Below are 20,539 nucleotides of genomic sequence, written 5' to 3'. Positions count from 1 at the left end.
TCTATCGGGCTCAGTCGTCCTCGAGGCTCTCCGCGATCCGCAGATCGAGCGGGAAGTCGATCGGGAAGTCTCCGAAGAGCGTGCGGCCCGCCGCCTCCGCGGATTCGCGCAGAGCCGCAGCGACCGCCTCCGCTTGGGACGCCGGTGCATGCACGATGAGCTCGTCGTGCAGGAAGAACGCCAGGTGTGCCCGCCGTGCGAAGACGGGGCCCGAGCGCGGCGCTGCCTCAGCTTCCGGGGCGAGCGGAAGCGCCGCTAGACGCAGGCGCAGATCCGCCATCCAGGCAAGCGCCCACTCGGCGGCCGTGCCCTGGACGACGAAGTTGCGGGTGAATCGACCGTGGTCGCGTGCCGCGCGCCGCGCACGAGCTTCATCGCCCGGTGCCGCGCCCATCACCGACGCGCGTGCTTGCCCATCGCGCCAGGCATCGTCGGGCGAAGGACTCGTGCGTCCCAGCCATGTCGAGACGACCCCGCCGCGCTCCCCCGTGCGCGCCGCATCGTCGACGAGGCGCATTGCGGCCGGGAAGACACGGCGGAGCCGAGGCACCAGACGCCCCGAGTCGCCCGTCGTCGCGCCGTACATCGCTCCAAGAACGGCGATCTTCGCCTCGGAACGCGTCGACACGGCTCCGCTCGCGACGATGCCCTCGTAGAGATCCCGTCCGTACGCAGCGCGCGCCATATCGGCGTCCCGCGCCATTGCCGCGAGCACGCGCGGCTCGAGCTGCGCGACGTCGGCGTCGACGAGCCGCCACCCCGGATCCGCCCGCACGGCGCCGCGCAGCTGCCGCGGAAGCTGCAGGGCCCCGCCTCCCGACGATGCCCACCGCCCCGTCACCACGCCACCCGGGACGTACACGGGGCGGAAGCGACCGTCCGAGACCCACTCGTCGAGCCAGGCCCAGCCGTTCGCGCTGAGCAGGCGCGCCAGCCGCTTGTACTCGAGCAGGGGCTCGACCACCGGGTGGTCATGCTCCGCCAACTCCCACTTGCTCGTCGAGTCGACGCCGACGCCGGCATCCCGGAGGGCGCGAAGCAGCCGAGGCTGCGAATCGATGCTCAGAGTGGGGTCGCCCAGCGCCTCACGCACGCGAGCCGCGAGCACGTCCAGCCGTTTCGGGCGCCCGCCGGCGCCGCGCTCGCCGAGTTCTGCCGTGAGGATCCGCTCATGACCCGCGACATCCCACGGCAGTCCCGCCGCGTGCATCTCGGCGGCGACGAGGGATCCCGCCGACTCGGCGGCCAGCAGCAGGCGCAGCGCGCCGGATCGCGCCGCCTCTCTCAGGGCGTCCGCCTGCCGCCGCCACTCGGCGAGCGTCTCATCGATGCTGTCGTACCCGGCACCGATTCGCGCGGGAGGGAAGAGCCCGTCATCGACCGGCAGCTCTTCAGGAATGTCATCCCAACGCGACGCATCGCCACCGGCGGGAGCGAGGATCCTGTGGCACAGGCGAAGATCGTGGCAGCGTGCGACGACGACGTCGGCGGAGAGCAGCCAGGACGCCCAGTCTCGAGAGTCACTCCATACCCACCGGGGTCCGACCGCACGCTCGATCTCTGCGATCCACCGCGGAGCGTCCGCCTCGGGAAGCTCGATGCGCCCGATCTCGTCGGCGCCGTCGAGAGCCACGGCGATGACGCGCTCGTCGGAGCGCCCGAGCGCGATAGTGCGCGCTGCCCGGAAGGCGTCAGACGAAACGGACACCGGAGGGGCGGTCGGATCCCGGCGAGTCGAGGTCTCGCCGGAAGCTCGCGCGCGCGTCCATCGATTCGTTGGCGGCGGCGTCCGCGCGCTTGTTGTCGTTCCGCGGAACCCACTCGAAGGAGACTGTGCGCCCGGCGATCAGCTCGTGTGCACGGCGAGCGAGCACCTGCATGTCGGGATGCTTGATCTTCCAGCGACCCGTCATCTGCTCGACCACGAGCTTCGAGTCCATCCGCACGTGCACCGCCGCCGGCTCACGTTCGAGCGCGGCTTCCAAGCCCGCGATCATGCCGTTGTACTCGGCGACGTTGTTCGTCGCCACACCAACGTAGACACCGAGCTCGATGATCACATCGCCCGTGGCGGAGTCGATGACGACTGCGCCTCCCGCCGCCGTCCCGGGATTGCCGCGCGAACCGCCATCGGCCTCGACGATCAATCGCGAGTCGGTCGTCACAGCCCCGACTCCGCGGTGCGCACAATGATGCACCCGCATTCAGGACAGTGCGCGACCTCGTCATCCGCGAGGGCCTTGAGCGCGGCCAGGTCGCGCGGTGAGATCGCCATACGGCATCCGCCGCACGTGCCGTGCTGGAACAGGCCTGCCCCCGGGGTGCGCCTCGCGATGCGCATGTAGTCGGCGAGCAGGTCGTCGGGAGTCCGCGAGGCGATCGCCTCCCGATCCCTCGTCAGCGCCGCGATCTCGTCGTTCGCCTGCTTCACGGCCGTCTTGCCTTCGGCGCTGAGACGCTGGCCCTCGGCTGTCGTCTCATCGAGCGTCGCCTGCTGTGCCGCGACGGCCGCCTCGGCCTCCTGCAGTGCTTCCATGAGCTCGAGCTGACGCGTCTCAAGGCCGTCGATGCGCGTGTCGAGCGACTCGATCTCACCTTCCAGCGCACGCGCGTCCCGCGCGATCGCCGTCTGATTGAGACGGTCGCGATCCCGGTCACGCCGCTTGCGGGCGATCTCGATGTCGCTCTCGATTCGGGAGAGCTCCGTCTTCCGGTCATCGCGCTCGTTCGTGCGCAGGACCAGCTCGCGTCCCTGTTCGTTGCGCTGCGCGATGAGCTCCTTCACCCGCGCCGTCTGCGGAGGGTTCTTTCGCGCGTCCTCCGCACGCTCGAGGGCGAGATCGATGCGGACGAGATCGAGGAGCAGGCGTTGATCGTCGGGAGCGGCTTTCACGTGGGTCCTGCCGGGATCGAACCGACGACAACCTGGGTGTAAACCAGGTGCTCTACCAGCTGAGCTAAAGACCCGTGCAGATGAGTCTACGCGGGATCCGGTGCGACCTGATGCACCGCCCGGCCTTCACTATCGATAGGCTGGGGCCAGATGCGTGCGGCGCAGACCGGTCACACCCGGTGCCAATCGTCGCGCGCCGATCCAGTTTTCCGGGCACGATCTGCCCGCACGACGAAAGGTCACCCGGTGGCAGTTCACGATCAGGATCCGTACTCGCAGGGCGCCGTCGACAGCGACCCGGAGGAGACCGCCGAATGGCAGGAGTCCCTCGACCAGCTCGTCGACGCCAAGGGCTCGCAGCGCGGACGCGAGGTCATGCTCAGCCTGCTGAGCCGATCGCAGGAGCGGCACCTCGGCGTTCCGATGGTTCCGACGACCGACTACGTCAACTCGATCTCGGCGGAGGACGAGCCCGACTTCCCCGGCGATGAGGAGCTCGAGCGCCGCTACCGCCATTGGATCCGCTGGAACGCGGCGGTCACCGTGCACCGGGCACAGCGCCCCGGCATCGGCGTCGGCGGACACATCTCGACGTACGCCTCGGCCGCCTCCCTCTACGAGGTGGGGCACAACCACTTCTTCCGCGGGCTCGACGACGCCGTCGGCGGTGACCAGATCTTCTACCAGGGGCACGCCTCCCCCGGTATGTACGCTCGCGCGTTCCTCGAGGGGCGCATGACCGAGCAGCAGCTCGACGGTTTCCGTCAGGAGAAGTCGGCCGCGCCGCACGGCCTGCCCTCCTACCCCCACCCTCGGATGCTGCCCGACTTCTGGCAGTTCCCGACCGTGTCGATGGGCCTCGGCCCGATCAACGCGATCTACCAGGCCATGACGAACAAGTACCTCGAGGCGCGCGGCATCAAGCCGGTCGCCGACTCGCACGTCTGGGCCTTCCTCGGCGACGGCGAGATGGATGAGGTCGAGTCGCGAGGCCAGCTTCAGGTGGCCGCCAACGAGGGCCTCGACAACCTGACCTACGTGATCAACTGCAACCTGCAGCGCCTCGACGGCCCTGTCCGCGGCAACGGCAAGATCATCCAGGAGCTCGAGAGCTACTTCCGCGGAGCGGGCTGGAACGTCATCAAGCTCATCTGGGGCCGCGGCTGGGATGAGCTGCTCGCGCAGGACGTCGATGGCGCGCTGCTCAATCTGATGAACACGACGCCGGACGGCGACTTCCAGACGTACAAGACGGAGGACGGCGCGTTCGTCCGCGAGAACTTCTTCGGCCGCGACCCCCGCGCGCTGAAGCTCGTCGAGAACTACACCGACGATCAGATCTGGGCGCTCCAGCGCGGCGGGCACGACTACCGCAAGGTCTACGCGGCGTACAAGGCCGCGATGGAGCACAAGGGTCAGCCGACCGTCATCCTCGCCCACACGATCAAGGGCTATGGCCTCGGGCCGCACTTCGAGGGCCGCAATGCGACCCACCAGATGAAGAAGATGACGCTCGACGACCTCAAGCTGTTCCGCGACACGATGCAGATCCCCGTGTCCGACAAGCAGCTCGAGGACGACCCGTACCGTCCGCCGTACTACCACCCGGGCGAGAAGGACGACACGATCGAGTACATGCGCGAGCGTCGTCGCCAGCTCGGCGGTTTCCTGCCGGAGCGCCGTACGACGAACGTGCCGGTCGAGCTGCCGAAGGACAAGGACTACGCGCTGCCGAAGAAGGGGTCGGGCAACCAGGAGGTCGCCACGACGATGGCGTTCGTCCGCATGCTCAAGGACCTCATGCGCGTGAAGGGCTTCGGCAACCGCATCGTGCCGATCATCCCGGACGAGGCCCGCACCTTCGGCATGGACTCGTACTTCCCGTCGGCGAAGATCTACAACCACAACGGTCAGAACTACCTCTCGGTCGACCGTGACCTGCTGCTCGCCTATAAGGAGAGCCCCGAGGGTCAGATCATGCACGTCGGCATCAACGAGGCCGGTGCGACCGCGGCGTTCACGGCGACGGGCACGTCGTACTCGACGCACGGCGAGACCCTCATCCCGGTGTACATCTTCTATTCGATGTTCGGTTTCCAGCGCACGGGCGACGCGTTCTGGGCCGCGGGCGACCAGATGGCGAAGGGCTTCGTCATCGGCGCGACGGCGGGGCGTACGACCCTCACGGGCGAGGGGCTCCAGCACGCTGACGGCCACTCGCCGCTTCTGGCATCCACGAACCCCGCCGTCGTGTCGTACGACCCGGCGTTCGGCTACGAGGTCTCGCACATCGTGCAGTCGGGCGTCGAGCGCATGTACGGGGGCAACCACCCCGACCCCGACGTCATGTACTACCTCACGGTGTACAACGAGCCGATGAAGCAGCCGGCCGAGCCCGAGGGCGTGGACGTCGACGGCATCATCAAGGGCATCCACCGCGTGTCCGAGGGAACCGGCGACGGGCCCCGCGTGCAGCTGCTCGCCTCGGGTGTCGGCGTGCCGTGGGCGAGCGAGGCACAGGAGCTCCTGAAGGACGACTGGGGCGTCACCGCCGATGTGTGGTCGGTGACGAGCTGGAACGAGCTGCGCCGCGACGGCCTCGCCGTGGACGAGCACAACCTCCTGCACCCCGGAGAAGAGCCGCAGACTGCATATGTGACGCAGAAGCTGCAGCACGCGGAGGGGCAGCCGTTCGTCGCGACGAGCGACTACATCCACGCCGTGCAGGACCAGATCCGTCCGTGGATCCCCGGTCCGTACGGCACGCTCGGCGCCGATGGCTTCGGCTTCAGCGACACTCGCGCTGCCGCACGCCGCTTCTTCAAGATCGACGGCGCATCCATGACGGTGAAGGCCCTGCAGATGCTGGCCGAGCAGGGCAAGGTCGACCGTGCGGTCGTCGCTCAGGCCATCGAGAAGTACCGCCTGCACGACGTCAACTCGGGCACTTCGGGCAACGAGGGCGGCGACGCCTGACGTCGCCGATACCCGAATGGGCGGGGCTCCCGGCACGGAGCCCCGCCCCGCTGTCCCACGAGGGAGTGACATGACCGACAGCACCCGTGCAAGCATGGACAAGCAGGCCACTCTCGCGTGGCTCAGAAGGATCTCCGGAGATATCTCGACGGCCACGCTCCGTCGGCTCGAAGAGACCCTCCCCTGGTACTCGGAGATGCCGCCGGCGCGACGCTCTGCCGTCGGGCTCGTCGCCCAGGCGGGGATCACCTCATTCATCGAATGGTACGAGGATCCCAGCGAGGCGCCGACGATCACGGCGGACATCTTCGCGGCCGCCCCGCGCGAGCTGCTGCGCAGCGTGAGCCTGCAGCAGACTCTCCAGCTCGTCCGCGTGACGGTCGACGTCACGGAGGAGAAGGTCGCCGGCCGTGGGGATCATCTGCGCGAGGCGATCCTTCTCTACTCGCGAGATGTCGCCTTCACGGCGGCTGATGTGTACGCGCGGGCGGCCGAGTCACGCGGCCTGTGGGACGCGCGCCTTGAGGCGCTTGTCGTCGACACGATCCTCACGGGCGAGACGGATGAGGAGCTCCCGAGCCGGATCGCGGCGCTCGGGTGGCACGGGCACGGCGAGGTCTGCGTGCTCGTGGGCACGACCCCGCCATCGTTCGACGTCGACCAGGTGCGCCGCCGCGCCCGCAAGCTCGGCGTCGACGTGCTCATCGGAGTGCAGGGCTCTCGCCTCGTGCTCGTTCTCGGACGCGCGGAGCCGCCGGGCCAGGAGCACACACCCGAAGAGGACACGCTCAGCTTCCACGACATCGCCACGCAGCTCGAGCCGTTCTTCGGCACGGGACACCTGGTGCTGGGCCCCACGATGGACGCGCTCGTCGACGCGAGCCGCAGTGCGCGCGCCGCCCTTGCGGGGTTCGCGGTCGCCGCGTCGTGGCGCGGGGCGCCCCGTCCCGTCGAGGCCGATGATCTCCTCCCGGAGCGCGCCCTCGCGGGCGATGTCGTTGCCAAGCAGACCCTCGTCGAGCGGATCTACCGGCCGCTCGAGGGGCACTCGACCGACCTGGTCACGACTCTCTGGAGCTATCTCGATAACGGCCGTTCACTCGAGGCCACCGCGCGCGAGCTCTTCGTCCACCCGAACACGGTGCGCTACCGACTCAAGCGGGTCAGCGACGTGATCGGCTGGGACGCCACCGGGCCGCGCGAGGCGCTCATCCTCCAGACCTCACTGATTCTCGGGTCCATCGGCTCGTCGGAATCCATCCGACGCCGCCATGCAGCGCGACGCACCGACCGTCGCTGACGCCGTGAATCGTGTGAACCACACAACGCATTCGATGATTCTTGTGAGAGTGGCGCCAGCCGCGCCGACGCGGGCGGGGGAAGAATGGATCGGGTGATTGTCGCCGCATTCCCCGGACAGGGCTCCCAGACCCCCGGGTTCCTCACTCCCTGGCTCGAACTCGACGGCGCCCGCGAGCGCCTCGAACGCTACTCGGAGGCCGCGGGCGTCGATCTCGTCGCCGCCGGCACCGAGTGGGACGCCGACGCGATTCGTGACACGGCCGTCGCTCAGCCGCTCATCGTCGCCGCGAGCCTGCTCTCCTGGCAGCAGCTGAGCGACTCGGAGCGCGGAGCGTTCGGCGGCGTAGCCGGCCACTCTGTCGGCGAGATCTCCGCACTCGTCGCCGCAGGCGTCATCAGCGATCTCGACGGCATGCGCCTTGTCGGCGCGCGAGGGCGCGCGATGGCCGAGGCCGCCGCGCTCGCGGAATCCGGCATGAGCGCGGTCGTGGGCGGTGTCGAGGATCAGGTCCTCGCCGCCATCGCAGATGCCGGCCTGTCCCCCGCGAACCACAACGGCGGCGGACAGATCGTCGCGGCGGGTTCCCTCACCGGTCTTGCCTCTCTTGCGGAGAACGCGCCGCGCGGCGCGCGCGTGATCCCGCTGCAGGTCGCCGGAGCATTCCACACGAGCTACATGGAGTCCGCGCGCGACGCTCTTCGCGGCGCGGTCGACGCGATCGAGACGGTCGCCGATCCCGTGCTGCCGCTCTGGACGAACAGCGACGGATCTCAGGTGCCTTCTGGAGCGCGCGCGCTCGACCTCATCGTCCACCAGGTGCAGAACCCCGTCCGCTGGGATCTGTGCATGGCGTCGTTCTCGGAAGGGTCCGTCGCTGGCCTCATCGAGTTCGCACCCGCGGGAGCCCTCGTGGGCCTCGCAAAGCGCGGCCTGCGCGGGACTCCCGCTGTCGCACTGAAGACCCCCGACGACCTGGCCGCGGCGCGCGACCTTCTCGCCGAGTCCGCCCATTGATCGCCGGCCGCAGGAAGAAGAGATGACTGCCGTCCTCACCGAAGCCCCCACTCACGCCCATTCCCGGATCCTCGCCATGGGCGCCGCCCGAGGCGAACGTGCCGTCCCCAACGACGACCTCATCGGGCCGATCAATTCGAGCGACGAGTGGATCCGTCAGCGCACCGGAATCGTGACGCGCACGCGCGCCGAGAAGGAGACGAGCGCGACAGATCTTGCGATCGCGGCCGCGAAGGAAGCCGTGGAGAAGGCGGGCATCGACCCCTCGCAGATCGGTCTCGTGATCTGCGCCACGATCAGCAATATGCAGCAGACGCCGTCGATGTCGGCGCTCGTCGCCGACGCCATCGGCGCGACCCCCGCCGCGGCCTACGACACGAACGCTGCGTGCGCCGGGTACTGCTACGGAATCGCGCAGGCAGACGCCCTCATCCGGACCGGAGCCGCGACGTACGCCGTCGTGATCGGCGCCGAGAAGCTCAGTGACGTCGTCGACCCCACCGACCGTTCGATCTCCTTCCTCCTCGGCGACGGGGCCGGCGCAGCCGTCCTCGGCCCGAGCGAGACGCCGGGCGTCTCGGCTTCGCAGTGGGGATCCGACGGCTCGAAGGCGGCGCTCGTCGGCATGAACGGCACGCTCACGCAGTTCCGCGACGGCGAGGCCGAGTGGCCGACGCTGCGCCAGGAGGGTCCGAGCGTCTTCCGCTGGGCCGTCTGGGACATGGTGAAGGTCGCAAAGAAGGCGCTCGACGACGCAGGCGTCGCGCCCGAAGATCTTGCGGCCTTCGTCCCCCATCAGGCCAATGGACGGATCATCGACGAGTTCGCCAAGCAGCTCGGTCTGCCCGAATCCGTCGCGATCGGCCGCGATATCGAGACGACGGGCAACACTTCTGCCGCCTCGATCCCCCTCGCGACGCACCGTCTCCTGCAGGAACGGCCCGAGCTCTCGGGAGGCCTTTCCCTGCAGATCGGCTTCGGCGCGGGCCTCGTCTACGCCGCGCAGGTCGTCGTCCTGCCATGAACACGGCTCCGTCACCCATAGACTGAGTGGCGGTTTCCCGAGCCAACCGAACCCGAACAGCCACGATCAAGGAGAGAATCCATGGCACTCAACACCGATGAGGTCCTCGCGGGCCTGGCCGAGCTCATCACCGACGAGACCGGAATCGACGCCGGCGAGGTCGCACTGGAGAAGTCGTTCACCGACGACCTCGACATCGACTCGATCTCGATGATGACCATCGTCGTCAACGCCGAGGAGAAGTTCGGCGTGACGATCCCCGACGACGAGGTCAAGAACCTCAAGACGGTGAAGAACGCGGTCGACTACATCACGTCGAACGCGGAGTGAGGCATTCGGGCGCCGCGTCGCGTGAGCGACGCGGCGCCCTGTCATCACTGATCAACTCGGAGCAAGGGAACCACGAATGACCAAGCGCATCGTCGTGACCGGGATGGGTGCCACCTCCGCCCTCGGCGGCACAGTGGCAGACAACTGGAAGAACCTCCTCGACGGCGTATCGGGCGCGCGCGCCCTCGAGTACGACTGGGTCGACGAGTACAGTCTCCCCGTCACCTTCGCCGCAGAGGCGTCCGTCCGTCCGGAGACGATCCTCGATCGCCCGACGGCCAAGCGCCTTGATATCTCCACGCAGTTCGGTCTCGTCGCCGCGATGGAGGCATGGCGCGACGCGGGCGAACCGGACGTCGAGCCCGAACGCCTCGGCATCGACTTCGCAACGGGGATCGGCGGCGTCTGGACCCTGCTCAACGCCTGGGACACCCTGCGCGAGAAGGGCCCGCGGCGCGTCATGCCGATGACCGTGCCGATGCTGATGCCGAACTCGGCGGCCGGGTTCCTGTCGCTTCACTTCGGGGCCCGCGCGTTCGCACGTACGGTCGCGTCCGCGTGCGCGTCGAGCGTCGAGTCGCTCGACAGCGCCTATCAGCACCTGCAGTCCGGCGCGGCCGACGTGATCATCGCGGGCGGTGCCGAGTCGGCCATCCACCCCATCACGATCGCCTCTTTCGCCTCCATGCAGGCGCTGTCGCGCCGCAATGACGACCCCGCCACCGCTTCGCGTCCGTTCGACGTCGACCGCGACGGTTTCGTCATGGGAGAGGGCGCGGCCGTCCTCGTCCTGGAGACCGAGGAACACGCGAAGGCGCGCGGCGCACGCATCTACGCCGAGCTCGTCGGCACGGGCGTCACGGCAGACTCGCACCACATCACGGCGAACGACCCCACGGGTCAGGGAGCCGCGCGCGCGATTACGGCGGCTCTGCGGGTGGCCGACGTCTCCCCCGACGACGTGACCCACATCAACGCTCACGCGACGTCGACCCCGGTCGGCGATCCCTCGGAGTTCACGGCGCTTGCGTCGGTCTTCGGAGACCGAGCGCGGGAGATCCCGGTCAGCGCCACGAAGGCGTCGACAGGGCATCTGCTGGGCGGCACCGGGGCGATCGAATCGGTCTTCACCGTCAAGGCGATTCAGGAGCGCACCGCTCCCCCGACGATCAACCTCGCGAATCAGGATCCGGAGATCCCGGTCAGCGCATCGGGCGAGGCGCGCTCGCTCGGCGACGGGCGTCAGCTCGCGATCAGCAACTCGTTCGGCTTCGGCGGGCACAACGCGGTCGCCGCGTTCGCGTCCTACGACGACTGACACACATCACGGCGGCCCCCGGAGTACTCTCCGGGGGCCGCCGTTGTTCTGTGCGCGCTCAGCCGACCTTGTGCAGCCAGACCACGGGTGCATCGTCACCGGCCGTGCGGAAGATCTCGAGCTCGTCGTCCCAGGCGCTGCCGAGCGCCGTGTCGAGCTCGCGCCGCATCTCGAGCGGATCGACGTTCTCCATCGCCGCGCGGATACGCTCTTCCGGCACGACGATGCTGCCGGAAGCATCCATCGGCGAGAAGTGGATGCCGAGATCGGGCGTGTGCATCCACCGGCCTCCGGTCGAACGAGGCGTCGGCTCCTCCGTCACCTCGAATCGGAGGTGCTCCCAGCCGCGGATCGCGGTGGCGATCGCCGCCCCCGTGCCTGCCGGACCGTCCCAGACGAACTCCGCACGCCGCGATCCGCCGAGGACAGGCTGGTCCTGCCAGGCAAAATTCACTGCCTTGCCGATCGAGCGCCCGACCGCCCACTCGAGATGCGGGCACAGCGCTTTTGGGGCCGAGTGGATGAAGACCACTCCGCGCGCAACCGGTGTCGCCATGATCTCTCCGTTTCGTCAGGTGCGGCTTCCCCTCCGTACCTGAACGGCGCTGATCTGGCGATCTGACGTATTCGGCTTTCCCTCCGTATTCTGGCTCAGGAAATGCCGAAACACAAGGTCGATGTATCTGACCCCCCGGAATTGTGTGGGGCGGGTGGGACTTGAACCCACGGATCGTCGAGTTATGAGCTCGCTGCCTTGACCATCTTGGCTACCGCCCCGGGCAGATCGAGCCTACCGGTAGTCGCCTCGATCATCCTCGTCGTGCCGCTTGTCGCTGCCCCGCTCGATCGGGAGCTCCTGGCTCTCGCTGACGACCTGAGGATGGTGGCGCGCGAGCAGAATGACACCGACCGTGGCAACGGCGCCGGCGAGCGTCCAGATGACAACCGTCCAGACCGGTGCGCGCGCCGCCTCCCCGAGCAGCGTCGCCCCGATGACGACGGCGACGATCGGATCCACGACCGTCAGCCCGGCGATGACGAGATCGGGCGGGCCCGACGAGTACGCCGTCTGCACGAAGTAAGCGCCGGCGACCCCCGCGGCCGCGAGAGCGACGCCGCAGGCGATCGTCAGCAGGTCGACGTTGCCGTCCTGGATCCGCTTGATGATCACCTTCGCGAGAGTCGCGACGAAGCCGTAGAGCACCCCCGCGCCCGTAATGTAGAACAATGCCCCCGCGCGCGCCTTGAAGAGAAGCCAGGCGGCCCCGACGGCGATGAGTACGACGAACAGAATGACGAGAAGCACGAGCACCTGCGTGTCTTCGAGCGGATGCTCGACGGCGTAGAGCGCGGCGAAGAACACGAAGACGAAGATCCCGCCGACACACAGCCCGATGGAGGTCAACGACGCCCGCGTCGGCGTGTGGCCCGTCACCTGCGCGTTCAGAAGCGTCGTGATCACGAGCGAGATCGCCCCCAGGGGCTGCACGACGATAAGCGGCGCGATCGCCAGCGCCGACAGCTGACACAGGATCGCGGCGCCGAGCAGCAGCGTCCCCGCCACCCATGACGGTCGCTTCACAAGGCGCGTCAGGTGGACGGCACCGAGCCCCGTCCGCCCCGTCGCTCCCGCGAGCCGCTCGACCTTCCGCACACCTCGGCTCTGGTACTGCGCCCCAAGCGACATGAAAACGGCGCCGGCGATCGCCAACGGGATCCCGAGCAGCAGCCCGGGATTGTCGAACAGCCCGACGAAGTCGTCAGGCGAGATATCAGCCGCCCCGATCGGCTCTCCCCACGTCACAGTTGTTCACCCTAGTCGTCACACCTGCAGATCCCGGAAGACCCCTGCCGATCTCAGGGGGCTGCCAGAGAGAGCCTCGACCCCGCCGCGTGTGCTTCCCTCGCAGGCGCGCTCGGTAGCCTGGAGGGATGCCGATCCTGCCCATTCGCATCTGGGGTGACCCCGTCCTCCACGCGCCCGCCGCGCCCGTCGACGAGATCACCGACGAGATCCGCACGCTCGTCGCCGACATGTACGAGACGATGGACGCCGCTCCCGGCGTCGGCCTCGCCGCCCCGCAGGTCGGCGTCGCGCTGCGTCTCTACACCTACACCTACGAGGACGACGAAGGGGCCCCGTGGCGCGGCGAGGTGATCAACCCCGAGCTGTGGATGGTCCCGACCGAACCGGGCGAGCCGGATGAGGACACCGAATCGGAAGGGTGTCTGTCGTTCCCCGGGGAGAGTTTCCCGCTGCGCCGATCCGACCGCGTGATCGTGACCGGAACCGACCTCGAGGGCGCCCCGGTGCGGATCGAGGTGTCGGGCTGGCGCGCACGCATCATGCAGCACGAGTTCGACCACCTCGACGGCGTGCTCTACATCGACCGCCTCGGAGACGGCGATTGGAAGACCGCGCAGAAGATCGCGAAGAAGCGCCGGTGGGGCCGCCCGGGCGAGAGCTGGACGCCCGGGATCGACGACCTCGAAGGCTGACGCACCGAAAGTCATCGGAGCACGGGCGGGATCCTGCTCCGGTAGCCTGTCCCGCGGCGGAGGGACGTCTCCGCACGCCTCGACACAGCGACACAGACTGGACTCAGCATGTTCTCTCGGCCCCGCGCCCTCCGCATCGCCGCTGCCGGCGGTGCTCTTCTCCTCGCTTCTTCGCTCGCCGGGTGCATCAACGTCAGCTCGTTGCTCGGCGGCGCCGAGCGCGACTCCGAAACCGGCGAGGTGCAGGAGGGCGGCACCGAGTCCGTCTTCGACGTCCAGGTCGGCGATTGCTTCCTCGAGCCCGACACCTCCGGCGATGAGATCTTCGACATCGAGGTCGTGCCGTGCGCGGAACCGCACGACTACGAGATGTACTACGAGTACACGCTCGATCTCGGAGAGGAATGGCCCGGAGACGCGGCCATCAGCGACGACGCGCTGCAGCGGTGCGACGCCGAGTTCGAGGCGTTCGTCGGCGTCCCGTTCCAGAACTCGGCGACGCTGTGGTTCAGCTACTACTCCCCCGGCGAGGAATCGTGGGCTGCAGGCGACGATGTGATCCAGTGCGTGATCTACGAGGCGTCGGACGAAAACGGCCAGCAGGTGGTGCAGGTCGAGGGAAGCCTCGAGGGCGCCGCGCGCTGAAACAGCACCCCGGCGATTGTCCGGGGCCGAGTGGGTCGTGCTCTCTTCTCCGAAACTGATCCTCCCGGTTGCCGAGGGCAACGATGATCACGAGAGATGCTCGTCCGGCAGCCACCACGTGCTTCCAGGGGCCACGAGGGAATCGAGGCTCAGCCGACGCTGACAAGAGTCGTCGTGCGGGCGGTGACGATGAGAGCGCTCACTGTTGTCCTTCTGCGTCGTGTTGAGGCCGCCGCTGGGCCACATCAGCCGAGTGAGCGAGACCGGCGCGGACCTTGTCGAGGACCGTCTGCTGGGCCGGCGTGAGATAGTTCGTGGTGTGCTGTTGGAAGATGCGCTCTCGAGCCATTGGAAAGTCCGCGAGGCCCGTGGTCAGCGCAGCCAGTTCGGCAATGACCGGCAGGAATAGATCGATGAGCTCGTCGGCGAGATGCATGATCTCGTCCGATGTGCTCTCGCCATCGAGGCTCGCCCAGGCCGTCAGGGCCGCCGCCACGGCGGAGGCGCGGTCCGGGCGACTGAGCAGCTCATAGATCGATGTCAGATAGTCCTTTCCCTCCGGGCCGATGAGATGCATCAGCAGAAGAGTGTGATCCCGGTCAGTCGCCGCCGCCCCCGCGGGCAGACCAGAGTCTCGCAGGACACTGTGGAACGCGGCGATCTCCGGAGGAAGGTCTGGGAATGCTCCGTAGCGCCGGAGGTGGGCGAGCAGTTCGCGTTGGCGGGTCAGGTGCTCGATCTGCGCCGCGTACTCCGTGTCCAAAGCGTCGAAAACAGCATCTGACGGTGGATCGTTTCCATCGAGAATGGCCGCGATCTGTGGGAGGGAGAAGCCGAGTGCCGCCAGGCGACGGATCCGCAGCACTCGCACCAGCGCATGGGTGTCGTAGTCGCGGTAGCCATTGCTGGACCGCGCTGGTTCCGCGAGGAGCCCGATCTGGTGATAGTGCCGCAGAGTTCGCACGGTGATGCCTGCACGGCTGGCAAGGTCGCTGCTACGCATCACGCGCCCCGTTCACCTCGCGGACTTGGTCTTGAGCGGATCCGGGTCTCTCCAGGTTACGCATGGATCGGGCGCCCAACGCCACGAAGAGCCCCAGGGACCACATCGCGGCGAGCATCACCAACGCCGTGTGGAGCCCCAAGAGCTCCGTCATCACTCCGGCCAGGAAGATGCCCAAGGGTGAGGCTGCTGTGACGAACGTGTTCTGGGTGCCCAGCACACGTCCGCGCTTATCCTCTGGGATCCGCTCGATGGAGAGCACACCGACCAGAGCTCCGAAGAGGCCGACCGAGAACCCCAGGACGAACGCGCCGAGGAAGAGTGTCCAGACCGATACCAGTGACGCCACGATCGCGAGGCCGAGCACGCTGCCGAGAGAGCCTGTCACGAACCATCCGCGACGAGAACCGCGCGTTCCGGCAACGGCGTAGACCCCACCACCGACCAGCGAGCCCGCCGCGATGGCACTGATGACCAGGCCAAGCAGTCCGGGACGATTGATCTCGGTGAAGTAGAACGGCAGGATCATGCCCTGGAGGCCTCCGATGGCGATGACCGCGGAGGTGGTCAGGATCGTGGTGACCAGGACGAACTTGTTGTGGATCATCTCCGTCCACCCTTCTCGCAGTTGCCCCCAGACCCGCTGCCCTGAGGCCGCGTTGACTGCGGTCGTCTCTTCGAGGGTTCCTACGTGGTGGGGAATCAGCATGGTCAGCAGGGCAGCGGCCAGTGAGGTGCCAGCTGTGACCCAGAGCGCAGTGGCGCCACCCCAGGCGGTGAGCATGAACGCTGCGGCCGCCGGGCCGACGAGGACGGCAACCGCACCGAGCGCTTCGCGCGCGCCTGTGATGCGCTCTGCGGAGACACCGCCGTGTCGGATGACGGCAGGGAGCAACGCTTCCCGTGCGGTGATCCCTGGGACATCTCCGATGGCGCCGATGATTCCGAACAGGACGAACCAACCCACCGAGAGACCGGTGATCATGTCGACGAGGGGAAGGGCTCCCATGGCGAGAGCGGAGACGAGGTCCGTCAGCACCGACGAGGTCCGTCGGTTGATCCTGTCGATGACCACACCCATGAAGATTCCAGCAAAGACGGCGGGCACGATCGTGGCGGCTGCCACGGTGCCTGCCGCCAGCGCGCTGCCTGTTGACTGGAGCACCAGCAGGGGCAGCACGATGGCTGCGATGGAGTTCCCGAGCGCCGAAAGCGTGTAGGAAGACAGATATGTAGCAGCAAGAAGCGTCATGGGATGAGCTAAAACTATGACGCCGCGTCGGGGTCAAGCGGGAACGGCCCGCAAGTTACGTCCACGGGGCCCGCTCACCGGACCGCCTATCAAGACGAAAACCCCCGGATCCCAGTGTTTCCACGGGATCCGGGGGTTTCGACTTGCTCCCCGGATTGGACTCGAACCAATAACCTGCCGGTTAACAGCCGGCTGCTCTGCCATTGAGCTACCGAGGATCATTCGGGCTGCGCATCGCGCAACTCGAAAAGCTTAGCAAACGCGCGCGCCGTCCTCGAAACCGCGCGCACGGCCGGGCGCGTCGCGACTCCTCACGCCTCCAGGAAGGCGAGGGACTCCTCCGCGCCGGGCGTGACGACCGCATCCTCTCCCGCACGACGCAGCGTCACCACGGCCCCCTGGTCGAGCACGATGCGATCGGCTCCGATCTCCTCGGCGAAGGACGAATCGTTCGCGACGACGAGCGCCGACATCTGCCACTCGTCTCGGCGGCGCAGAATCGCGTCTCGCACCACGTGGCGCACCTCGACGTCGATGCCCGTCAGCGGCTCGTCGGCGATGAGCAGGCGCGGATCCATGACGAGCGCCCGCGCGAGGGCGACACGCTGACGCATGCCCGCACTGAGCTCATGCGGGAACTTCCCGGACGCACCGAGTGGCAGGCGCACCTCGTCGAGAAGATTCGATACACGCACCTCGAGACCTCGCCGGCTGACACGCGGCTCGCGTGCCACGATCGGCAGAACGATCGACTCGCCGACCGTGAGGTCCGGATCGAGCGTGGGGCCCGCGTCCTGCGCGAGATACCCGACGCGATAGGTCAGCACGCTGCGCGATCGGCCAGGGTTGCGCACCGGAATGCCGCAGACCGTCGCCTCTCCCCCGACGACGCGCATGTCGCCTCCGACGCCTGCGAGGGCCGCGGCCAGCGAGGACTTCCCCGATCCGGTCGACCCCGAAACGCAGAGTGCGCCCCCGAACGGCAGCTCGGTCGTCACGCCGTCGACGGCGCGCACGGCGTCGGCACCGCGTCCCCGTGCGATGCTCAGATCATCGGCCCGCACGGCCCACTCGGTCAGCTCTGGAATGCGCATGGTTCCATCCTGCCCTCACTCGTCGACGAGACGGCGACGCTCTTGGTCGAGATCGCGCAGACGCATGCGCACGGCGCGCCCTTCCTCCGACTCCGGCGCGACCCGCTGCACCGCGCCGAGCAGTTCGTGCTTCTCGGCGTCGAGCGCGCGCACGATGATCCGTCGGCACAGGTCGTTCGCCGACAGCGCCGCATGCTCTTCGTCGCGCGCCGGGAAGTCGCGCATCAGCACCTCGCCACCGAGCTGTCGCAGAGCCTGTGGCAGCTGGTCGATCGCCGCCTGTCCCCATCCAGGGCGCGTGCGGTCGACCGACGCGATCGCACCGCGCACGGCGTCGAGCGCCGGCGTGCGGAAGGCGGCATGCAGCGCCTGATGCAGCAGCGCGGGCTCGATTCGGTGCCCGTACTGGAGGATCCCCGTGAGCACGTCGCGCTCGATCGCAACGTCCCTCGTCCGCGGCAGCGTGGCGAGCGTCGTGGCAGGCGCGGCCGCCGCGCCGGGATCGGGCGGTGCCGCCCTCTCCTCGCGACGCCCCTCACCGCGCGCGGCGCGCTCGACCTCGCGGTGGACGTCCGTCGGATCCATCCCGAGCCGCTGCGCGAGGACGCGCTCATAGCCCGGGCGGATGAGACGGTCCCGGATCTCGGCCACGATGGGCGCGGCCGCTCGGAGCGCACCCACGCGACCCTCGACGCTCGAGAGCGGGAAACCCGAGATCTTGCGGTCGATGACGAACTCGAACATCGGGGTCCGATGGTCGAGGAGCGAGCGCACGGCCGCGTCACCCCGTTCGAGGCGCAGATCGCAGGGATCCAGCCCGTCGGGCGCGACCGCGACGAAGGTCTGCGCCGAGAAGCGATCCGCGTCGGAGAACGCACGCAGGGCCGCCTTCTGGCCGGCCTCGTCACCGTCGAACGTGAAGACCACCTCGCCCGTCGCCGAGTCGTCGCCCATCACGCGGCGCAGGGTGCGGATGTGCTCGCTGCCGAAAGCCGTACCGCACGTGGCGATCGCGGTCGTGAGCCCCGCGAGGTGACACGCCATGACGTCGGTGTACCCCTCCACGACCACGACTCGTTTCGGGTCGCCGCGCGAGATGTCCCGCTTGGCGAGATCGAGGCCGTACAGCACCTGGTTCTTCTTGTAGATCGGCGTCTCGGGGGTGTTGAGGTATTTCGGTCCCTTGTCGTCCTCGAAGAGCCGACGTGCCCCGAAGCCGATCGTCTGCCCGGTCACATCGCGGATCGGCCACACGAGACGGCCGCGGAAACGGTCGTAGACTCCGCCGCGCTGGTTCGTCGAGACGAGGCCCGCGGTGACGAGCTCATCGCGAGAGAACCCCTGCCCCGTCAGGTGCGTCAGCAACCCGTCCCAGCCCCGCGGCGCATACCCCACGCCGAAGTGCGATGCGGCACCCGGATCGAAGCCGCGCTGCCCGAGGAAGGCGCGCGCCGGCTCGGCCTCGGGCGAGAGCAGCTGCTGCCGGAAGAACTCGGCCGCCTGTGTGTGCGCGGCGTACAGCCGGGACCGACCGCTCGTCTCGGGCGCCGGACCGCCCTCCTCGTAGGTGAGCTGATAGCCGACCCGCTGTGCCACCCTCTCCACCGCCTCGGAGAACGTCAGATGGTCCATTTCGCGGAGGAAGGTGTAGACGTCGCCCGATTCACCGCACCCGAAGCAGTGGTAGAAGCCCTGGCTGGGCCGCACATTGAAGCTCGGGCTCTTCTCGTCGTGGAAAGGGCAGAGCCCCTTGAGCGATCCGACGCCAGCTGATTTGAGCGCCACGCGCTCGCCGATGATGTCGGCGATGTTCGTGCGGGCCTTCACCTCGTCGATGTCGGCCTGCCGGATGCGCGGCATCAGAACACCTCGGCCGGCTGAGCGGCCCGCATCCGGATTCCCACTTCGGCGGGGTCGATCTCGCCGACGAGACGCGCGTGCCAGGCGACGGCCGTCTGGTCGGTGAGGCTCGCAACCTGATCGACGATGACGCGCTTCCGCTCCGCGTCACTCCCCGCGTGGACGAAGTCAGCGGCGAACGCCGGATCGAGCTGATCCGCCCCCGACGACCACAGGGTGTCAGCGGCCCACAGCGCGTCGGCGATGCGGGTGAGGACGCGGCGCTGCTCGGCGTACACGCTGCGCCGTGCGTCGATCGTCACGATCGAGGCACCCATGATGCCCTTGAGGACAGCGATCTCGAGTTCGATCTCCCGGGGGACGACGACGTGCGCGGCATACCGCGTGAGCGTGTCGCCCGGATACGCCGCGCGCGTGGCCGCGACGGCCGTACTCGCGAAGCGCCCGATCAGATCGCTCGTGAGATTCTTCAGGCGCGCGAGCGCCTGTCGCGAACGATCGAAGGACGTCAGCCACATCGGCTGCCGTGTCAGGCGATACAACGCGTCTGCGAGCTCGTCGCGGCTGTAGTCGTAGCCGACCCACGCCTGGATCTTGCCGACGAGCGGATGGTGCTCGACAGGATCGGCGAGACGAGCGACGTCGACGTACCCGTTGACGACGGCATCCTCGAAGTCGTGCACCGAGTAGGCGATGTCGTCGGAGAGATCCATGACCTCGGCCTCGATGCAGCGCACGCGCTCCGGCGCTCCGGCACGCATCCAGCGGTAGATCTCCTCGTCCTCGGGGTACACGCCGAACTTCAGGCGCCCGCCCGGATCGGCGACCGGATCCGCGACCGTCCACGGGTATTTGCACGTCGCGTCGAGCGTCGCGCGCGTCAGGTTCAGACCGACCGACGTCTCTCCGTCGAGCACCTTGGCCTCGAGCCTCGTGAGGATCCGCAGCGACTGCGCGTTGCCCTCGAAGCCGCCGATGTCGGCCGCCCACTCGTTGAGTGCGCGCTCGCCGTTGTGTCCGAACGGCGGGTGTCCGAGGTCGTGGCTGAGGCAGGCGGCATCGACGACGTCCTCGTCGAGGCCGAGCGCCATCGCAAGCTCCCGGCCCACCTGGGCCACCTCGAGCGAGTGGGTCAGCCGATTGCGGGCGAAGTCGGCGTCGCTCGCGGGCGAGAGGACCTGCGTCTTCGCGGCCAGGCGCCGCAATGCGGCCGAGTGCAGGACGCGGGCGCGGTCGCGCGCGAAGTGTCCGCGGGCGGAACGGTGCCGCTCGGTGACGTAACGCTGCGTGTCGTGATCGGTGTACCCGGCCGGCGTGCGGACGGGCAC

At 68.3% G+C, this 20,539-nt stretch carries 18 protein-coding genes and 3 tRNA genes; 8 read left to right on the top strand and 13 right to left on the bottom strand.

Translation table 11 applies throughout. The annotated features are described in order from the left end of the window. Positions 1–10 precede the first annotated feature (10 nt). The 4 genes from C0012_RS08900 to C0012_RS08885 all read right to left on the bottom strand — a co-directional run bounded on the left by C0012_RS08900 (position 11) and on the right by C0012_RS08885 (position 2,967). Positions 11–1,708, bottom strand: coding sequence for a bifunctional 3'-5' exonuclease/DNA polymerase (locus C0012_RS08900; protein ID WP_232527843.1), 1,698 nt, complete (start codon positions 1,706–1,708; stop codon positions 11–13). Then, positions 1,692–2,165 carry a reverse transcriptase-like protein gene (locus C0012_RS08895; protein WP_232527842.1) on the bottom strand — a complete coding sequence of 158 codons (474 nt, stop codon included), beginning with the start codon at positions 2,163–2,165 and terminating at the stop codon, positions 1,692–1,694. Before C0012_RS08895 ends, C0012_RS08900 begins: the two co-directional genes overlap by 17 nt. Beyond that, positions 2,162–2,893 carry a zinc ribbon domain-containing protein gene (locus C0012_RS08890; protein WP_110588978.1) on the bottom strand — a complete coding sequence of 244 codons (732 nt, stop codon included), beginning with the start codon at positions 2,891–2,893 and terminating at the stop codon, positions 2,162–2,164. The genes C0012_RS08895 and C0012_RS08890 overlap by 4 nt, the downstream gene beginning before the upstream one ends. A 1-nt stretch (position 2,894) precedes the next feature. After that, positions 2,895–2,967: transfer RNA gene (locus C0012_RS08885), tRNA-Val, on the bottom strand. Between the two features lie 172 nt (positions 2,968–3,139). Between C0012_RS08885 and aceE the strand changes: the two genes are divergently transcribed. From aceE to C0012_RS08855, 6 genes are all read left to right on the top strand, one after another. Continuing rightward, complete coding sequence (aceE, locus tag C0012_RS08880; protein ID WP_110588979.1) at positions 3,140–5,869, top strand: pyruvate dehydrogenase (acetyl-transferring), homodimeric type; 2,730 nt, start codon at positions 3,140–3,142, stop codon at positions 5,867–5,869. A gap of 70 nt (positions 5,870–5,939) precedes the next feature. Beyond that, on the top strand, positions 5,940–7,169 hold the full coding sequence (locus C0012_RS08875) for a PucR family transcriptional regulator (RefSeq protein ID WP_232527841.1): 1,230 nt from the start codon (positions 5,940–5,942) through the stop codon (positions 7,167–7,169). 93 nt (positions 7,170–7,262) lie between these two features. Beyond that, on the top strand, positions 7,263–8,186 hold the full coding sequence (locus tag C0012_RS08870; RefSeq protein ID WP_110589390.1) for an ACP S-malonyltransferase: 924 nt from the start codon (positions 7,263–7,265) through the stop codon (positions 8,184–8,186). 22 nt (positions 8,187–8,208) lie between these two features. Continuing rightward, the gene (locus C0012_RS08865) at positions 8,209–9,210 is read left to right on the top strand and encodes a beta-ketoacyl-ACP synthase III (protein ID WP_110588981.1); all 1,002 of its coding nucleotides are present in this window, start codon (positions 8,209–8,211) and stop codon (positions 9,208–9,210) included. 81 nt (positions 9,211–9,291) lie between these two features. Next, positions 9,292–9,540 (top strand): acyl carrier protein, encoded by a 249-nt coding sequence (locus tag C0012_RS08860; RefSeq protein WP_110588982.1) that lies wholly within the window; start codon positions 9,292–9,294, stop codon positions 9,538–9,540. Positions 9,541–9,616: 76 nt separating this feature from the next. Further along, the gene (locus C0012_RS08855) at positions 9,617–10,858 is read left to right on the top strand and encodes a beta-ketoacyl-[acyl-carrier-protein] synthase family protein (protein WP_111466944.1); all 1,242 of its coding nucleotides are present in this window, start codon (positions 9,617–9,619) and stop codon (positions 10,856–10,858) included. A 58-nt stretch (positions 10,859–10,916) separates the two neighbouring features. Here C0012_RS08855 and C0012_RS08850 read toward each other — a convergent pair whose 3' ends face one another. The 3 genes from C0012_RS08850 to C0012_RS08840 all read right to left on the bottom strand — a co-directional run bounded on the left by C0012_RS08850 (position 10,917) and on the right by C0012_RS08840 (position 12,662). Beyond that, the gene (locus C0012_RS08850) at positions 10,917–11,414 is read right to left on the bottom strand and encodes a DUF3145 domain-containing protein (protein WP_110588984.1); all 498 of its coding nucleotides are present in this window, start codon (positions 11,412–11,414) and stop codon (positions 10,917–10,919) included. Positions 11,415–11,560: 146 nt separating this feature from the next. Beyond that, positions 11,561–11,635, bottom strand: a tRNA-Ile gene (locus C0012_RS08845). A gap of 13 nt (positions 11,636–11,648) precedes the next feature. Next, entirely contained in the window at positions 11,649–12,662 is a 1,014-nt protein-coding gene (locus tag C0012_RS08840) for a DMT family transporter (RefSeq protein ID WP_232527840.1), read from the bottom strand. 128 nt (positions 12,663–12,790) lie between these two features. On the opposite strand from C0012_RS08840, the gene def reads away from it, so the two are divergent. Together def and C0012_RS08830 are read left to right on the top strand one after the other, a co-directional pair. After that, positions 12,791–13,357, top strand: a complete 567-nt coding sequence (gene def / locus C0012_RS08835) for a peptide deformylase (protein ID WP_110588985.1) — start codon at positions 12,791–12,793, stop codon at positions 13,355–13,357. 108 nt (positions 13,358–13,465) lie between these two features. Then, on the top strand, positions 13,466–14,002 hold the full coding sequence (locus C0012_RS08830; protein ID WP_110588986.1) for a septum formation family protein: 537 nt from the start codon (positions 13,466–13,468) through the stop codon (positions 14,000–14,002). A gap of 199 nt (positions 14,003–14,201) precedes the next feature. Here C0012_RS08830 and C0012_RS08825 read toward each other — a convergent pair whose 3' ends face one another. The 6 genes from C0012_RS08825 to C0012_RS08800 form a co-directional block, all read right to left on the bottom strand. Continuing rightward, entirely contained in the window at positions 14,202–15,005 is an 804-nt protein-coding gene (locus C0012_RS08825) for a MerR family transcriptional regulator (protein ID WP_110588987.1), read from the bottom strand. Beyond that, positions 14,998–16,257, bottom strand: a complete 1,260-nt coding sequence (locus C0012_RS08820) for an MFS transporter (protein ID WP_110588988.1) — start codon at positions 16,255–16,257, stop codon at positions 14,998–15,000. The genes C0012_RS08825 and C0012_RS08820 overlap by 8 nt, the downstream gene beginning before the upstream one ends. A gap of 146 nt (positions 16,258–16,403) precedes the next feature. Beyond that, positions 16,404–16,475 (bottom strand) — tRNA-Asn (locus C0012_RS08815). Positions 16,476–16,568: 93 nt separating this feature from the next. Continuing rightward, complete coding sequence (locus C0012_RS08810; RefSeq protein ID WP_110588989.1) at positions 16,569–17,351, bottom strand: ATP-binding cassette domain-containing protein; 783 nt, start codon at positions 17,349–17,351, stop codon at positions 16,569–16,571. Between the two features lie 15 nt (positions 17,352–17,366). Then, on the bottom strand, positions 17,367–19,211 hold the full coding sequence (gene dnaG / locus C0012_RS08805; RefSeq protein ID WP_110588990.1) for a DNA primase: 1,845 nt from the start codon (positions 19,209–19,211) through the stop codon (positions 17,367–17,369). After that, the gene (locus tag C0012_RS08800; RefSeq protein WP_232527839.1) at positions 19,211–20,539 is read right to left on the bottom strand and encodes a deoxyguanosinetriphosphate triphosphohydrolase; all 1,329 of its coding nucleotides are present in this window, start codon (positions 20,537–20,539) and stop codon (positions 19,211–19,213) included. Before C0012_RS08800 ends, dnaG begins: the two co-directional genes overlap by 1 nt.

The organism is Microbacterium suaedae (assembly GCF_003254645.1).
GTDB lineage: Bacteria > Actinomycetota > Actinomycetes > Actinomycetales > Microbacteriaceae > Microbacterium > Microbacterium suaedae.
Note: the sequence above shows the minus strand (reverse complement) of the source record. Positions and strands in the feature narration are given on the sequence as shown.

Coding starts and splice junctions, on each gene's coding strand:
- dnaG (WP_110588990.1), bottom strand. CDS start 19,211: ATGCCGCGCATCCGGCAGGCCGACATCGACGAGGTGAAGGCCCGCACG.
- C0012_RS08860 (WP_110588982.1), top strand. CDS start 9,292: ATGGCACTCAACACCGATGAGGTCCTCGCGGGCCTGGCCGAGCTCATC.
- C0012_RS08820 (WP_110588988.1), bottom strand. CDS start 16,257: ATGACGCTTCTTGCTGCTACATATCTGTCTTCCTACACGCTTTCGGCG.
- C0012_RS08855 (WP_111466944.1), top strand. CDS start 9,617: ATGACCAAGCGCATCGTCGTGACCGGGATGGGTGCCACCTCCGCCCTC.
- C0012_RS08825 (WP_110588987.1), bottom strand. CDS start 15,005: ATGCGTAGCAGCGACCTTGCCAGCCGTGCAGGCATCACCGTGCGAACT.
- C0012_RS08875 (WP_232527841.1), top strand. CDS start 5,940: ATGACCGACAGCACCCGTGCAAGCATGGACAAGCAGGCCACTCTCGCG.
- def (WP_110588985.1), top strand. CDS start 12,791: ATGCCGATCCTGCCCATTCGCATCTGGGGTGACCCCGTCCTCCACGCG.
- C0012_RS08810 (WP_110588989.1), bottom strand. CDS start 17,351: ATGCGCATTCCAGAGCTGACCGAGTGGGCCGTGCGGGCCGATGATCTG.
- C0012_RS08850 (WP_110588984.1), bottom strand. CDS start 11,414: ATGGCGACACCGGTTGCGCGCGGAGTGGTCTTCATCCACTCGGCCCCA.
- C0012_RS08830 (WP_110588986.1), top strand. CDS start 13,466: ATGTTCTCTCGGCCCCGCGCCCTCCGCATCGCCGCTGCCGGCGGTGCT.
- C0012_RS08865 (WP_110588981.1), top strand. CDS start 8,209: ATGACTGCCGTCCTCACCGAAGCCCCCACTCACGCCCATTCCCGGATC.